13 protein-coding genes, 9 tRNA genes and 1 pseudogene are annotated in these 13,805 nt (G+C 39.3%); 21 read left to right on the plus strand and 2 right to left on the minus strand.

Features of this window, described 5'->3' with window-relative positions:
* Positions 1–2 precede the first annotated feature (2 nt).
* The 19 genes from K1I61_RS08620 to K1I61_RS08710 all read left to right on the plus strand — a co-directional run bounded on the left by K1I61_RS08620 (position 3) and on the right by K1I61_RS08710 (position 10,985).
* Positions 3–75, plus strand: a tRNA-Val gene (locus tag K1I61_RS08620).
* A gap of 2 nt (positions 76–77) precedes the next feature.
* Positions 78–150 (plus strand) — tRNA-Asp (locus tag K1I61_RS08625).
* An 18-nt stretch (positions 151–168) separates the two neighbouring features.
* Positions 169–241: transfer RNA gene (locus tag K1I61_RS08630), tRNA-Lys, on the plus strand.
* A gap of 5 nt (positions 242–246) precedes the next feature.
* A tRNA-Leu gene (locus tag K1I61_RS08635) sits at positions 247–328 on the plus strand.
* A gap of 12 nt (positions 329–340) precedes the next feature.
* Positions 341–413, plus strand: a tRNA-Thr gene (locus tag K1I61_RS08640).
* A gap of 27 nt (positions 414–440) precedes the next feature.
* Positions 441–512: transfer RNA gene (locus K1I61_RS08645), tRNA-Gly, on the plus strand.
* 7 nt (positions 513–519) lie between these two features.
* Positions 520–605: transfer RNA gene (locus tag K1I61_RS08650), tRNA-Leu, on the plus strand.
* An 11-nt stretch (positions 606–616) separates the two neighbouring features.
* A tRNA-Arg gene (locus K1I61_RS08655) sits at positions 617–690 on the plus strand.
* Positions 691–704: 14 nt separating this feature from the next.
* Positions 705–778, plus strand: a tRNA-Pro gene (locus K1I61_RS08660).
* A gap of 190 nt (positions 779–968) precedes the next feature.
* On the plus strand, positions 969–2,243 hold the full coding sequence (locus K1I61_RS08665) for a glycosyltransferase (protein WP_223334839.1): 1,275 nt from the start codon (positions 969–971) through the stop codon (positions 2,241–2,243).
* The gene (locus K1I61_RS08670) at positions 2,240–3,220 is read left to right on the plus strand and encodes an NAD-dependent epimerase/dehydratase family protein (RefSeq protein WP_223334837.1); all 981 of its coding nucleotides are present in this window, start codon (positions 2,240–2,242) and stop codon (positions 3,218–3,220) included. The genes K1I61_RS08665 and K1I61_RS08670 overlap by 4 nt, the downstream gene beginning before the upstream one ends.
* Positions 3,195–4,010: an MBL fold metallo-hydrolase gene (locus tag K1I61_RS08675; RefSeq protein ID WP_223334835.1), complete on the plus strand. Its 816-nt coding sequence runs from the start codon at positions 3,195–3,197 to the stop codon at positions 4,008–4,010. Before K1I61_RS08670 ends, K1I61_RS08675 begins: the two co-directional genes overlap by 26 nt.
* Entirely contained in the window at positions 3,988–5,250 is a 1,263-nt protein-coding gene (locus K1I61_RS08680) for a F390 synthetase-related protein (protein ID WP_223334833.1), read from the plus strand. Before K1I61_RS08675 ends, K1I61_RS08680 begins: the two co-directional genes overlap by 23 nt.
* Positions 5,251–5,264: 14 nt before the next feature.
* On the plus strand, positions 5,265–6,209 hold the full coding sequence (locus K1I61_RS08685; RefSeq protein ID WP_006152405.1) for a 3-oxoacyl-[acyl-carrier-protein] synthase III C-terminal domain-containing protein: 945 nt from the start codon (positions 5,265–5,267) through the stop codon (positions 6,207–6,209).
* Between the two features lie 171 nt (positions 6,210–6,380).
* A complete protein-coding gene (gene cls, locus K1I61_RS08690; RefSeq protein WP_223334831.1) occupies positions 6,381–7,913 on the plus strand; it encodes a cardiolipin synthase in 1,533 nt (510 codons plus the stop codon).
* Positions 7,914–8,199: 286 nt separating this feature from the next.
* Positions 8,200–8,490, plus strand: coding sequence for a thiamine-binding protein (locus K1I61_RS08695; protein ID WP_223334828.1), 291 nt, complete (start codon positions 8,200–8,202; stop codon positions 8,488–8,490).
* Positions 8,453–9,211, plus strand: coding sequence for an ABC transporter permease (locus tag K1I61_RS08700; RefSeq protein ID WP_223334826.1), 759 nt, complete (start codon positions 8,453–8,455; stop codon positions 9,209–9,211). The genes K1I61_RS08695 and K1I61_RS08700 overlap by 38 nt, the downstream gene beginning before the upstream one ends.
* A 38-nt stretch (positions 9,212–9,249) precedes the next feature.
* Positions 9,250–10,257 (plus strand): ABC transporter substrate-binding protein, encoded by a 1,008-nt coding sequence (locus K1I61_RS08705; protein WP_223334824.1) that lies wholly within the window; start codon positions 9,250–9,252, stop codon positions 10,255–10,257.
* Positions 10,257–10,985, plus strand: a complete 729-nt coding sequence (locus tag K1I61_RS08710; protein WP_223334823.1) for an ABC transporter ATP-binding protein — start codon at positions 10,257–10,259, stop codon at positions 10,983–10,985. Before K1I61_RS08705 ends, K1I61_RS08710 begins: the two co-directional genes overlap by 1 nt.
* A gap of 363 nt (positions 10,986–11,348) precedes the next feature.
* Here K1I61_RS08710 and K1I61_RS08715 read toward each other — a convergent pair whose 3' ends face one another.
* Complete coding sequence (locus K1I61_RS08715) at positions 11,349–12,515, minus strand: tyrosine-type recombinase/integrase (protein ID WP_223334821.1); 1,167 nt, start codon at positions 12,513–12,515, stop codon at positions 11,349–11,351.
* Between the two features lie 172 nt (positions 12,516–12,687).
* On the minus strand, positions 12,688–13,239 hold the full coding sequence (locus K1I61_RS08720; protein ID WP_223326774.1) for a helix-turn-helix domain-containing protein: 552 nt from the start codon (positions 13,237–13,239) through the stop codon (positions 12,688–12,690).
* Positions 13,240–13,366: 127 nt separating this feature from the next.
* Between K1I61_RS08720 and K1I61_RS08725 the strand changes: the two genes are divergently transcribed.
* On the plus strand, positions 13,367–13,603 hold the full coding sequence (locus K1I61_RS08725) for a helix-turn-helix domain-containing protein (RefSeq protein WP_398576706.1): 237 nt from the start codon (positions 13,367–13,369) through the stop codon (positions 13,601–13,603).
* A gap of 14 nt (positions 13,604–13,617) precedes the next feature.
* Positions 13,618–13,805, plus strand: a pseudogene (locus K1I61_RS08730) (Rha family transcriptional regulator); the annotation flags it as partial.

Below are 13,805 nucleotides of genomic sequence, written 5' to 3' on the forward strand. Positions count from 1 at the left end.
GAGGGAGTTTAGCTCAGCTGGGAGAGCATCTGCCTTACAAGCAGAGGGTCAGCGGTTCGATCCCGTTAACTCCCATAGGTCCCGTAGTGTAGCGGTTATCACGTCGCCCTGTCACGGCGAAGATCGCGGGTTCGATTCCCGTCGGGACCGTAATAACGAAAGTTATTTGACTCGTTAGCTCAGTTGGTAGAGCAATTGACTTTTAATCAATGGGTCACTGGTTCGAGCCCAGTACGGGTCATATTTGCGGGTTTGGCGGAATTGGCAGACGCACCAGATTTAGGATCTGGCGCTTAACGGCGTGGGGGTTCAAGTCCCTTAACCCGCATAATAGAAATCAGCCGGCTTAGCTCAGTTGGTAGAGCATCTGATTTGTAATCAGAGGGTCGCGTGTTCAAGTCATGTAGCCGGCATTTTTTTTAATATAAACCAGAGTCGATGCGAACGTAGTTCAGTGGTAGAACACCACCTTGCCAAGGTGGGGGTCGCGGGTTCGAATCCCGTCGTTCGCTTATAGAGGCCGGGGTGGCGGAACTGGCAGACGCACAGGACTTAAAATCCTGCGATTGGTAACGATCGTACCGGTTCGATTCCGGTCCTCGGCATATATTGAAGAGCACCCTTAGCTCAACTGGATAGAGTACCTGACTACGAATCAGGCGGTTAGAGGTTCGACTCCTCTAGGGTGCATTAAACATTTAACTCGGGAAGTAGCTCAGCTTGGTAGAGTACTTGGTTTGGGACCAAGGTGTCGCAGGTTCGAATCCTGTCTTCCCGATTGGTCAATACTTAAATTGAGGCAATTGCCTTTTTTTTTTATTTTTATATTTGATTTTGATTATTATTATCTGCAATTCTACATTTCATTTTTTTAAATGTTTTGTTATCTTTTCATGTCAAAACTAATAAATGTGTAAAGAATTATCTTATCGATAGTTCTTTTTTTTAAAATTTGATATCCTAGACATATGAAAAGAATCAAAATTGATGTTGTAGTAGTTCCTTTAAGTGGACATTTGTATCCAACAATGAATTTATTAATACCCTTACTTAATAACCCTCGATATGATATTCGCTTATTCACTGGTCCTCAAAAAAAAGCCGTTGCTGAATCTGCAGGTTTTCATGTAGTTCCAATACTAGAAAATCACATTGAGGATTTTGAACGGGCTGCTAATAATGATCAGCAATTAGGGATACTATCAGCTTATCAACAACTTTCTTCTAGTATTGATTTAATTAATCTAGTTTCAGATCAATTATTGGAAGAGTGGCAAAAGGATCGCCCTGATATCGTCATTGCTGATTTTATAACCTTGTCTGGAGGTTTAGTAGCTAATCAACTTGGAATTCCTTGGATAACCACCATGGCTACACAATTTGTTTTAGAGACTACTGACGGCCCGCCCTGTCTAATTGGTGGAATGGGAAGTCCCAAGAATGGCTGGCAAGTTTCAGTACAATTTTTAGGAAGAACAGCAACTCGTTTAGTAAAACGAATTGTATCTTTTCTGCTTCGTGATCGCTTAAAAAGATATCATTTTAAATTGTATAATCAACTCGGTCATGAGACCATTTATTCTCCATATTCAATTCTTGGTATTGGTATGAAAGAAGTGGAGTTAAAAAAAGGATTTCCAAAACATTACAAGTGGGTGGGGCCTTCAGGAGCTTCAGTAGAGGCTGGAAAGGATTATCCTTTAGATTTGTCTCCTTTTATGGAGCGAAAGAAAGTTTTGATGACTTGTGGGACACAACTAGCTTGGGCAAAGGAAAATCTTACCTATCAAGCTACACAACTTGCAAAAGCTCATCCTGATTGTCACTTTTTTGTAACTCGTGGTGTAGGTGGAGAGGCCTTCCAATGTGAAAATCTCATGGAGAACCTTTCCGTAGTTTCTTATCTACCTTATAAGGAGTACATTCCCCAGATGGATTACGTGATTCACCACGGGGGGGCTGGGATTTTTTATCAATGTATCATTTATGGTAAACCAGCTTTGATATTGCCTCATGATTATGATCAATTTGATTATGCCGTTCGTGGGGTTGAAGCCAGTGTTGCTTTCTCAGCTAAAAGAGATAATAGCAAGGCCATTGGACAAGCCTTTGAGGAGCTGTTAGCTAAAGAAAATTGGCCAGAATTAGAGACTTTGCGCCAAGCAGCACAGTCTTATCATCCGACGGAAATGTTAGAGAGAGAAATCCATCGTCTGCTAGAAGATAAGGAGAAGGGAAAATGAAAACAGTTTTAGTAACTGGAGCGACAGGTTTCTTGGGTAAATATGTCGTTGAAGAATTAGTCGAGCATGGCTATCAGGTTCGAGCTTTTGGTAGAAACAGTAAGGTTGGTTGCTCTTTAGAGAATTCTTCGGTTAGTTTTTTTCAGGGTGATTTGACCAAAGCTGATGATGTGCTAGAGGCTTGCAAGGAGATGGATCTGGTCGTTCATGCGGGAGCCCTGTCAACAGTTTGGGGGCCTTGGGAAGATTTTTATCAGGCTAATGTTTTAGGAACTAAATATGTTCTCGAGGCATGTCGCCAAACAGGTATTCAACGTTTAGTCTATGTATCCTCACCAAGCATCTATGCTGCTCCTAAGGATCAGTTGGCTATCAAAGAAAGTGATGCTCCAGAGGAAAATAATCTCAATAACTATATCCGTAGCAAATTGGCTTCAGAGAAACTCTTTAAAGATTATCCAGATGTTCCGAGTATCATCTTGAGACCTCGGGGACTTTTTGGGATTGGAGATACCAGCATCTTGCCACGGGTGATTAAACTTAGTCAAAAAATTGGAATTCCTTTGATTGGGGATGGGTGTCAGCTCATGGACATGACTTGTGTGGAAAATGTTGCTCTGGCAATCCGTTTGGCCATAGAAGCTCCAGAAGCTAAAGGTGAGGTTTATAACATTACTAATGGTGAACCGAGGGCTTTTAGAGATTTGCTAGAGGAAAGTTTGACAGGTCTGGGTTATCCAATCAAATATAGAAAAATTCCAGCATCTCTCTTATCAGGAATTGCAAGTAGTTTAGAATTTATATACAAGACCTTGAACCTTAAAGGGGAGCCACCTCTAACTCGATATACCTATTATCTGCTTCGCTATAGTCAAACGCTGGATATTAGCAAGGCCGAGAGGGAATTGGGGTATCATCCGAAAATTAGTATTTCAGAAGGGATTGAACAATATGTCCAAGATTATCGAAAGCATTGAGTATTTCCCAGCGGGATATTGTACTAGTTATGCCGGTTTGCTTTTTAAGGGTGTCAAGAATAGAAAGATGACTTTCCCCGCAGGAGTGTTCCTTATCAAGCACAGGGATAAGGGCTATCTGCTCTATGATACTGGCTATCACTATGATATTAAGACGAAACTTCGTTATGCTTTTTACCGTTTGGGGACGCCAGTTCAAATGATGGAGAAAGATCAGATTTTGCACTTGCTAAAAGATAAAGGGATCAAACCAGAAGAAATCAACTATGTCTTGCTGTCTCATCTACATCCAGATCATTTGGGAGGAGCTAGCTTCTTTCCGAATGCAAACTTTATCCTGACCCAGGAAGTCTATGATGTTTACAAGAAACCAAAACTAAAGGATTTAATTTTTAAAGAATTTTTGCCGAGTGACTTCGAGGAAAGATTGACAGTCATCAAGGCAAATCAACAAAATGCTAACTTTAAGTATCGCCCTACCATCGATCTTTTTGGAGACGGAAGTATCCTTGTAGCTTCGATAGATGGGCATGCTAAGGGGCAAGCTTGTCTCTTTATTCCAGATTATCATCTCTTTATCGCAGCAGATCTTTGTTGGGGAATAGACCTTTTACCCTATACGAAACAGATGCATCTGATTCCTTCCTTGGTGCAGGACAACAAGGAAGCCTATATCAAAGGAACGGAGCTCTTGGAAGAGCTTTTAAAGGATGGAATAGAAGTGCTAGTTAGCCATGACCCTGTAGAAAGGATTGAGCGGATTTTGTATGAAAAAAATAACCTTTCTTAAAACTTTTATCCAAACTCGCTGGCTTCATAACTTTAGATCTCGAGAAGCATTAGAAAACTATCAGAAAAAGCAACTGGCTGCCTATATGGATTTTCTCAAACGTGAATCACCTTATTTTAAAAATGGTGTACCTAACGACTTTGATCATATGGATAAAGCGTTCATGATGACGCATTTCAATGAGCTCAACACCCAAGGAGTGGATCGAGACGAGGCCTTGGCTTTGGCTATCGAAAGTGAAAAGACCAGGAATTTTACAGAGCTTAAGGGAGAAATAGCTGTTGGGTTGTCTTCTGGAACATCTGGACACCGGGGACTCTTTATCACAACTGAAAAAGAGAGAAGTATGTGGGCAGCAGCTATCTTGGCAAAGATGTTGCCCAAGGGCCAACTTTTTGGGCACCGCATAGCCTTTTTCCTCAGAGCGGATAATGAACTCTATCAGACCATCAATACGTCACTTATTCGTTTAGAGTACTTTGATATTTTCAAGAATACAGATGAGCATATCGAGCGTCTCAACAATTATCAACCGACCATTGTGGTAGCGCCTGCTTCTATGTTGATTGAATTGAGCAAGCGCCTAAAAGATGGGGAGTTAGTCATACACCCACAAAAAATCGTTTCGGTGGCTGAAATCTTGGAAGATAGTGATAAAGAGCGAATTCTGAGCGCTTTTGAGTTGCCGATTATTGACCAAGTATATCAAGCAACGGAAGGTTTCTTAGCTTGTACTTGCTCTGTTGGGAATCTTCATCTCAATGAAGACATCATTTTTGTGGAAAAACACTACTTGGATGACCGACGTTTTTATCCAGTCATTACTGATTTTAAGCGGAGCAGTCAGCCTGTTTATCGCTACCAGCTCAACGATATCTTGGTTGAGAATCCTGAACCTTGTCCATGTGGTTCTCATTACACAAGGATTGACAAGGTCGAAGGGCGTTCTGATGATATCTTCTATTTTGATAGACAAGATGGAGGTCAGGTAAGGATTTATCCTGACTTTATCAGACGTTGCATTCTCTTTGTGGAGAATGTTGGAGATTACCAAGTCAAGCAACACTCTGAGAAGCTAGTGGAAGTTTGTCTAAGTCGAAGAGATGAGCAAGTAGAAACAGCGATTACAGAGCAGTTTCTACTTTTGGCGCAACAAAAAGAGTTTAAAGAACCTGAAATACAATTTTCAGATTATCACTGGGATACAAGTCGTAAGCTCAAACGTATCCAACGTTTATGAAAGGACAAAAGATTATGACAGAAGTAAAAAGACATGTAGAAATTGCAGGTTATGGAGTCTGCCTTCCAAAAAATACAGTGCAATTTAAAGACCAGACCCGTCATCGTGTGGTTGAAAATGAAGAAACGCAACTAGATTTGGCAGAAGCAGCTATCAAACGTGCGCTTGAAAATGCAAATTTGAGTATGAAAGATATTGATTGCCTGGTATCAGCTAGTGCGGTTGGTGTTCAGCCGATTCCTTGTACGGCAGCTTTGATTCATGAACGTGTGGCAAAAGGGCTCTCTATCCCGGCTATGGATATTAATACGACTTGTACAAGTTTTATCTCTGCTTTATCAACCATGTCACATTTGATTGAAGCTGGGGAATACCGTCGTGTTTTGATTGTATCCAGTGAAGTTGGTAGCTTGGGCCTTAATCCAAAGCAAAAAGAAAGTTATGAACTCTTTAGTGATGGAGCGGCTGCCTTTATTTTCCAATCAAGTGATAAGGATAAGGGAGTGATAGCAAGCCTTCAACGTACTTGGTCAGAGGGAGCTCACGATACAGAGATTCGTGGAGGCTTGACTTCTTATCAGCCAAAAGAGTACTCTGAAGAGACTAAGACAAATTTTATGTTTGATATGAAAGGCAAGAAAATTCTCTTGCTTTCTGCTCGTGTCATTCCAGAAATGTTCCAAGAATTCCAAGAGAAATCAGGCATTTCTAAAGATGCTGTAGACTATATTATTCCCCACCAAGCTAGTCGCGCTCTTCCTTTGGTCATGGGAAAACTGGGTGTAGACGAAGACAAGTACCTTAACCTTGTTACGGATTATGGAAATATGGTCTCCGTTGCTGTACCTTTTGGTTTGGCTTATGCACTCGATCATGGCTATGTAAAAGAAGGTGATACCATCTTCTTAATGGGAACTGCAGCTGGTATGACGGTTAATATGTTGGCTTTGAAATTGTAAAATAATAGCAGGCACCTATAAGTGGCCTGCTTTTTAAATTAATTTTAAACGTAGAACTATCGGCCTATACAGAAAAAGCTTGATAACTTTTATGAAACTAAGTATACTAGAAGGTAACAAGCGTTTTCAGACAGTATATTAGGGAGTATACTTAGAAATTGAGAGGGAGATATGGGAATAAGAAAATTTCGCTTATTAATGTCCAAGTATGGCTTTAGTATTGCGATTATCCTGATAGAATTAGTTCTTGTTTTCGGAATTATTCTTTACATGAGCCAGATTGCTCCGATTATTTGGGTGACTCTTGTATTTTTGATTAGCGTAGCAACCGTTAGAGCGATTGTCAATCGTTCGATGTCACCTGAAAGCAAAGTGACTTGGTTGATTGTGACCTTTGTACCGGTGTTTGGTCCATTGCTTTATCTCATGTTTGGTGAGAGAAGACTATCAAAAAAAGAACTGAAACAACTCCAGGAATTGAATTCTATTGCATTTCATGAGAATAATGGGCGCCAACTCCATTTGCAACTACAGGAGACAGACAAATCAGCTTACGGAATTATCAATGCCTTGCTACATATGGATAGTAATGCAGAAGTCTATGACCAGACAGATTCACAATTTTTCGCAAGCGGTGAGGAAATGTGGCAACAGATGCTGGAGGATCTTAAAAGAGCAGAAAAGTTTATTTTTCTAGAATACTATATTGTCGACGAAGGTTTGATGTGGGATAGCATACTCGAAGTTCTGGAAGAAAAGGCAGCTCAGGGAGTCGAAGTCAAGATGCTCTATGACGACATCGGTTGTATGGTGACTTTGCCTGGGGATTATACTCTTCATTTGCGTTCTAAAGGAATTGATGCTCATAAATTTAATAAGGTGATTCCTCGTATGACAGTGGCCTATAATAACCGTGACCACCGGAAAATATTAGTGATTGATGGACAAATTTCCTATACTGGAGGAATCAACCTTGCAGATGAATACATCAATCGTATTGAACGTTTTGGACACTGGAAAGATAGTGGGATTCGGATCGATGGTCCGGCGACTCAAGCATTTACCAGACTATTTCTCATGAACTGGTACATCAACCGTGGGGAAATAAGTGACTTTGATCAGTATCATTTGGAAAATCAGACACGATTTGGTAGCGGTCTTTGTATCCCTTACGGCAGTGGACCTAAGCCAATCTATAAAACTAAGGTAGGGAAGATCGTTTATCAAAATTTGATTAACCAAGCAGAAGATTTTGTCTATATCACAACGCCTTATCTCATTATCGATTATGATTTGACAGAGGATATAAAAAATGCGGCTATGCGAGGCGTAGACGTTAGAATAGTCACGCCCCATATACCGGATAAAAAACTCATTCAACTTGTAACACGGGGAGCTTATCCAGATCTTTTATCTGCGGGTGTTCGCATTTTTGAATACACACCTGGCTTTATCCATAGTAAGCAAATGATTGTTGATGATCGATTTGCGGCTGTCGGTACTATTAACTTGGATTATCGTAGCTTGGTTCACCACTATGAAAATGCAGTACTACTCTACAAAACAGAGTCAATAGCGGATATTCGCAAAGATTTTGAAGGGATTTTTGAAGAATCTCAAGAAATCTTCTCGGATACCATAAATCCTACATGGTATCAAATGATGATTAAAGAAGTAACACAGTTATTTGCACCTATGCTGTAAATAAAATGGCTGAAATGCAAATAATATTAGAGTAAGAGGCGAATGAACGCCTCTTTTTATATGAGCAGAAACCTTGACATTAGGCCATTATTAGGCTATTATATGTCCATATAATATATGGGAGTCTGTGTACAGTCTGAGAGGAAGTGTTTAAACTTCGACCGCACCTGATCTGGGTAATGCCAGCGTAGGGAACGATACTTGGCCTAATATTGCACCTTTTTCATATATGAAAGAGGTTTTTCTTTTTTTACAAAGAAAAACTGTAAATTAGAAGGAGGTTTTAATGAAAGCAAGCATTGCTTTACAAGTCCTGCCCCTATCACAAGGGATTGACCGCATAGCTGTAATTGATCAAGTCATTGACTATCTGCAAGCTCAAGAAGTGACCATGGTGGTGACACCCTTTGAAACAGTTTTAGAGGGGGAGTTTGATGAACTCATGCGCATTCTTAAAGAAGCGTTAGAAGTGGCGGGGCAAGGATCAGACAATGTTTTTGCCAATGTGAAAATAAATGTAGGAGAGATTTTAAGCATCGATGAGAAACTTGAAAAATATACTGAGACGACATATTAGTCTGCTGGGATTTATGGGTGTCTTATCAATCTGGCAGTTGGCAGGAATCCTTAAACTTCTACCCAAGTTTATCCTACCGACTCCACTTGAGATCCTCCAGTCTTTTGTTCGTGACAGAGAATTTCTCTGGTACCATAGCTGGGCAACCTTGAGAGTAGCCTTGCTAGGTTTGGTACTGGGTGTCTTGATAGCCTGTATCATGGCCGTCCTTATGGATAGTCTGAGTTGGCTCAATGACTTGATTTACCCCATGATGGTAGTTGTCCAGACCATACCGACAATTGCTATAGCACCGATCCTAGTTTTATGGTTGGGTTATGGGATCTTGCCCAAGATTGTCTTAATCATCTTGACGACAACCTTCCCTATTATCGTTAGTATTTTGGATGGTTTTAGGCATTGTGACAAGGACATGCTGACTTTGTTTAGTCTGATGCGAGCAAATCCTTGGCAAATCCTGTGGCATTTTAAAATCCCTGTCAGCCTGCCCTACTTTTATGCAGGATTGAGGGTCAGTGTCTCCTACGCCTTTATCACAACAGTGGTATCTGAGTGGTTGGGAGGCTTTGAAGGACTTGGTGTCTACATGATTCAGTCCAAGAAACTGTTTCAGTATGATACCATGTTTGCCATTATTATTCTGGTATCGCTTATCAGCCTTCTGGGGATGAAGCTGGTCGATATCAGTGAAAAATATGTGATTAAATGGAAACGTTCATAGAACAATAACGTTTGAGAAAAAGAAAAGAGGAAATAAAAATGAAGAAAACATGGAAAGTGTTTTTAACGATTGTAACAACTTTTGTAGCTATCGTGCTGGTGGCTTGTGGCCAAGGAACTGCTTCTAAGGATAACAAAGAAGCAGAACTCAAAAAAATTGACTTTATCCTAGACTGGACACCCAATACCAACCATACAGGGCTTTATGTTGCCAAGGAAAAAGGTTATTTCAAAGAAGCTGGAGTGGATGTTGATTTGAAATTGCCACCAGAAGAAAGTTCATCTGACTTGGTTATCAATGGCAAGGCGCCATTTGCTATCTATTTCCAAGATTACATGGCTAAGAAATTGGAAAAAGGGGCAGGCATTACTGCAGTTGCAGCAATCGTTGAGCACAATACATCAGGGATTATCTCTCGTAAGTCTGACAATATCAATAGTCCTAAAGATTTGGTAGGTAAGAAATACGGAACTTGGAATGACCCAACTGAGCTTGCGATGTTGAAAACCTTGGTAGAATCTCAAGGTGGAGACTTTGAGAAGGTTGAAAAAGTACCAAACAACGACTCAAACTCGATTACACCGATTGCCAATGGCGTTTTTGATGCTGCCTGGATTTACTTCGGTTGGGATGGTATTCTTGCTAAATCTCAAGGAGTGGATGCCAACTTCATGTATTTGAAAGACTATGTCAAAGAGTTTGACTACTACTCACCAGTTATCATCGCAAACAATGACTATCTGAAAGACAACAAAGAAGAAGCTCGTAAAGTCATCCAAGCTATCAAAAAAGGCTACCAATACGCGATGGATCACCCAGAAGAAGCGGCTGATATCCTCATCAAAAATGCCCCAGAGTTAAAGGATAAACGTGACTTTGTCATTGAATCTCAAAAATACTTGTCAAAAGAATACGCAAGCGACAAGGAAAAATGGGGACAATTTGATGCTGATCGCTGGAATGCCTTCTACAAATGGGATAAAGAAAATGGTATCCTTAAGGAAGACTTGACTGATAAAGGATTCACGAACGAATTTGTAAAATAATGACAGAAATTAGACTAGAACACGTAAACTATGCCTACGACAATGAAAAGATTTTAGAGGATATTAACCTACAGGTAACTTCAGGTGAAGTGGTCTCTATCCTAGGCCCCAGTGGTGTAGGAAAGACCACTCTCTTTAACCTGATTGCAGGGATTTTAGAAGTCCAGTCAGGTAGAATTGTGCTTGACGGGGAGGAAAATCCAAAGGGGCGCGTGAGCTATATGCTACAAAAGGATTTGCTCTTGGAACACAAGACTGTCCTTGGGAATATCATTTTGCCCCTCTTGATCCAAAAGGTGGACAAGGCAGAAGCCATTGCCAAAGCAGATGAAATTCTTGCTACCTTTCAGTTGACGGCTGTAAGGGATAAGTACCCTCATGAACTCAGTGGTGGGATGCGCCAGCGTGTTGCTTTACTCCGTACCTACCTTTTCGGGCATAAGCTCTTTCTTCTAGACGAGGCCTTTAGCGCTTTGGATGAGATGACTAAGATGGAACTTCATGCCTGGTATCTTGATATTCATAAACAGCTAGGGTTAACGACCTTAATCATCACCCATAGTATAGAGGAAGCCCTCAATCTCAGCGACCGCATCTATATCTTGAAAAATCGTCCTGGGCAGATTGTTTCTGAAGTCAAACTCGACTGGTCTGAAGATCAAGACAAGGAAGTTCAAAAAATTGCTTATAAACGGAAAATTTTAGAAGAATTGGGCTTGGAACTATAGTAGAAAAAACTGTGAAAAACTCACACTACAAAAAACTTCGGTACACTATTAATGATACCGAAGTTTTTTTCTAGACTTTACGAAATATTTCTTAGATTTGATGATAAATAACATACTTTCAAAGGATTTGAAAGCTAGCTGTAACTTTGTTATTAGAACATAAATGTAGAAATGTAGAATAGAAAATAAAGCATAGTTTGCTAACGGTAGCAATTTTTAAAAGTCAGTATTTCCAATGGTTGAGCCTTAAAAATTTGACTTATAGAGTGTTAAATGATAGTATAGTCAATTATACCGAAATCATTCTATAATCGTTGATACATAAGGGTTTTATGTATCGCTTTTTTCATTTTGTGGACTTTTTTAAGAACTTTTTATTTTTTCGAGGGCAGTTTCAAAGAATGAGACTGCTCTTTTTTGGTTTTCTTTTGATAAATGGCTGTAAGTGTCCATAGTTACAGATATTTTTGCATGGCCAAGCCGTGTCTGTATTTCCTTGTAGGGTAGACCGGCATTAAGCAAGATACTAGCGTGAGTGTGTCGGAAAGCATGAAAGCCTAAATCAGTACAGTTAGCTTTTTTTAAGTGCTTATGTAGGCGGTAATCAACCTTTCGAGTATTGACATAGTTGTCAAAGCTATCAGAGAATACTTTCTCATAGGTTAAGCCAATGTTTCTACCGTTTTCTGCTTGTCTTGCTCGGTAGAGACGAAGCATGAGCACTGTTTTATGATCAATATCTAAAACTCTATAGCTTGATTTTGTCTTAGGAGTGTTTACCTGGTTTAAAATGTTGAGTGTTTTGTTAATATCGATCGTTCCGTTCTGCAGGTCAATATCAGACCATTCCAGGGCCAGACATTCACGGATGCGCAGTCCAGTAGCTAGGAGCGTTTTATAAAGCACAGTATCATAGAAATTGATAAAGGTATTCTCCAGGTTATCGAGATAGGAGAGGAAGTTTTTAAGTTCCTGATCTTGAAAGTATTTAATTTCTTGCTTATCTCTTGTTATCTTTCTAGGAATGACAACATCACGAGCAGGGTTATTATCCAATGCCTGGATAGAAACTCCATACTGTAGAATACGTTTATTTAAGGCATGAAGGTGATTGTATTCTTTATACCCCGTTCCGTTCTGATTGTACTCATCCGCCCACTTATTTACCTGAGTTTGGATAATGACAGGTGTAAGTTTATCTAGTTTATAAGTACCAAATGAGGGCAAGAGGTAGTTATTTAAGCAGCCTTTTATCTTTATCTGCGTATTAGTCTTTATGGTATGCTGGTAGGTTTGCCAAAACAAGTCCACAAGTTCGCTATAGGTTGTTATATGTGAGCGTTGTTTCCGTGTAGAGCCGTTTTTCTCAAATTCTACCTTAGCCTGAGTGGCCTTGTTTTTGAGTTCTTTCTTTGTTCGTGCTGATATGGTAGTCTTGACCTTCTTACCAGTCACAGAATCAATGCCAAGATAGATACTAGAGCGGTAGACTGCTGATCCGTCTTTTTTCATGTGTTGTGTAATTTTCATGGTTTTAACTCCTTTTTCCATCAGCAGGCAAGCAATTAGAAAAGGTTTTGAGTTTATACCATGCGAGGAGCTACGAGAATGCCCCTATTTTCGATTTTAAGCAGTCAGACGGTAAATTGTACCAGAATAAGAAATAAGGCGGATATGGGGCTTATTATTCGCTTTGCTAATCTTACAATTTTAATTCATCATAGAGTTGTTTACGTTTATTATCTAATATGTCATTATCATCTAGAGAATAATCACTGAAGTATAGTCGCTCAACAAAACCGTTTATTAAGTTTAAATCATCTAAATCTAACCCTTTTAATAGTCCAATAATATCTTTTATTTTTCTACCTCTCATAGACTTTTCGTTAAAATCTTGGAGTTTAGTAAAAAGATGGTCAAATAATTTTTTTTCGTCACTATATTCGTCTGTTTGCGTGTATTCAACAAATTCTTCCGGACTTAAACTAGAAATTTTTTTGGAAAGTGTATTCAATAAAACGTCATCGCTTTCATGTCCTAATAAATATCCTATACTTACTCCAAAATATTCTGCAAGCAGTAGAGCAGGTTTTGATTTAATCTCATTATTTGGATTTTCCCAATTTTGATAAGTTCGTAAAGTAATATTCAAACCTAGTTCTTTTTTTATAATATCTTCGTAAAATTCTTTTTGGGAGAATCCTTTTTCTATTCTAATTTTTTTAAGATTGTTTTTAGGTGTTTGATTTTCCATTAGTTATCCTTTTTTTTACGTTTATCTAGAGTATAACACAGTCAAAAGAAAAAATAAAATCATAGACGAAAAAAATTTCATTTTTCGCTTGACAACGAAAAAAAATTCGTCTATAATTCAAATTGTGATGAAAAAAATTTCGTCAAAAGAGAAATTTAGAAAGGAATTACTAATAATGTTGTTAACTATAGAACATGCAAAAAAAGTTCGTAGAAAACGAGGGGAACTCCAGTTGGGGAAAGTTCAGTTAGCCAAAAAATTGAAAATAACACCTCCTACCCTAGCAAAGATTGAAGCTGGGAACTATGATGAACCTAAACGTATTTACGAAAGTGTGATAGATTGGCTTTTAGATGATTGTTAGAAAGGAGCGAACCAATGGAACTGGTTTATATGGACGGCAAGAAAGAGCCGTATACACTGAGCAGTATCGTAGCAGAATGTGCTGAAATTAAGCACAGACATTTGAAGATTTTGCTGAATAAGCATCGAGAGGACTTTGAAAGCTTCGGAAAGGTGCAATTTAAAATTTCACCTTCAGAGAGTGGGCAAAATGTACGGGATTA

The organism is Streptococcus infantis (assembly GCF_019929665.1).
Classification (GTDB): Bacteria; Bacillota; Bacilli; order Lactobacillales; family Streptococcaceae; genus Streptococcus; species Streptococcus infantis_H.

Bases quoted from the DNA above. Each gene is read 5' to 3' on its own strand.
- K1I61_RS08665 (WP_223334839.1), top strand. From the start codon at position 969: ATGAAAAGAATCAAAATTGATGTTGTAGTAGTTCCTTTAAGTGGACAT.
- K1I61_RS08670 (WP_223334837.1), top strand. From the start codon at position 2,240: ATGAAAACAGTTTTAGTAACTGGAGCGACAGGTTTCTTGGGTAAATAT.
- K1I61_RS08675 (WP_223334835.1), top strand. From the start codon at position 3,195: ATGTCCAAGATTATCGAAAGCATTGAGTATTTCCCAGCGGGATATTGT.
- K1I61_RS08680 (WP_223334833.1), top strand. From the start codon at position 3,988: ATGAAAAAAATAACCTTTCTTAAAACTTTTATCCAAACTCGCTGGCTT.
- K1I61_RS08685 (WP_006152405.1), top strand. From the start codon at position 5,265: ATGACAGAAGTAAAAAGACATGTAGAAATTGCAGGTTATGGAGTCTGC.
- cls (WP_223334831.1), top strand. From the start codon at position 6,381: ATGGGAATAAGAAAATTTCGCTTATTAATGTCCAAGTATGGCTTTAGT.
- K1I61_RS08695 (WP_223334828.1), top strand. From the start codon at position 8,200: ATGAAAGCAAGCATTGCTTTACAAGTCCTGCCCCTATCACAAGGGATT.
- K1I61_RS08700 (WP_223334826.1), top strand. From the start codon at position 8,453: ATGAGAAACTTGAAAAATATACTGAGACGACATATTAGTCTGCTGGGA.
- K1I61_RS08705 (WP_223334824.1), top strand. From the start codon at position 9,250: ATGAAGAAAACATGGAAAGTGTTTTTAACGATTGTAACAACTTTTGTA.
- K1I61_RS08710 (WP_223334823.1), top strand. From the start codon at position 10,257: ATGACAGAAATTAGACTAGAACACGTAAACTATGCCTACGACAATGAA.
- K1I61_RS08715 (WP_223334821.1), bottom strand. From the start codon at position 12,515: ATGAAAATTACACAACACATGAAAAAAGACGGATCAGCAGTCTACCGC.
- K1I61_RS08720 (WP_223326774.1), bottom strand. From the start codon at position 13,239: ATGGAAAATCAAACACCTAAAAACAATCTTAAAAAAATTAGAATAGAA.
- K1I61_RS08725 (WP_398576706.1), top strand. From the start codon at position 13,367: ATGAAAAAAATTTCGTCAAAAGAGAAATTTAGAAAGGAATTACTAATA.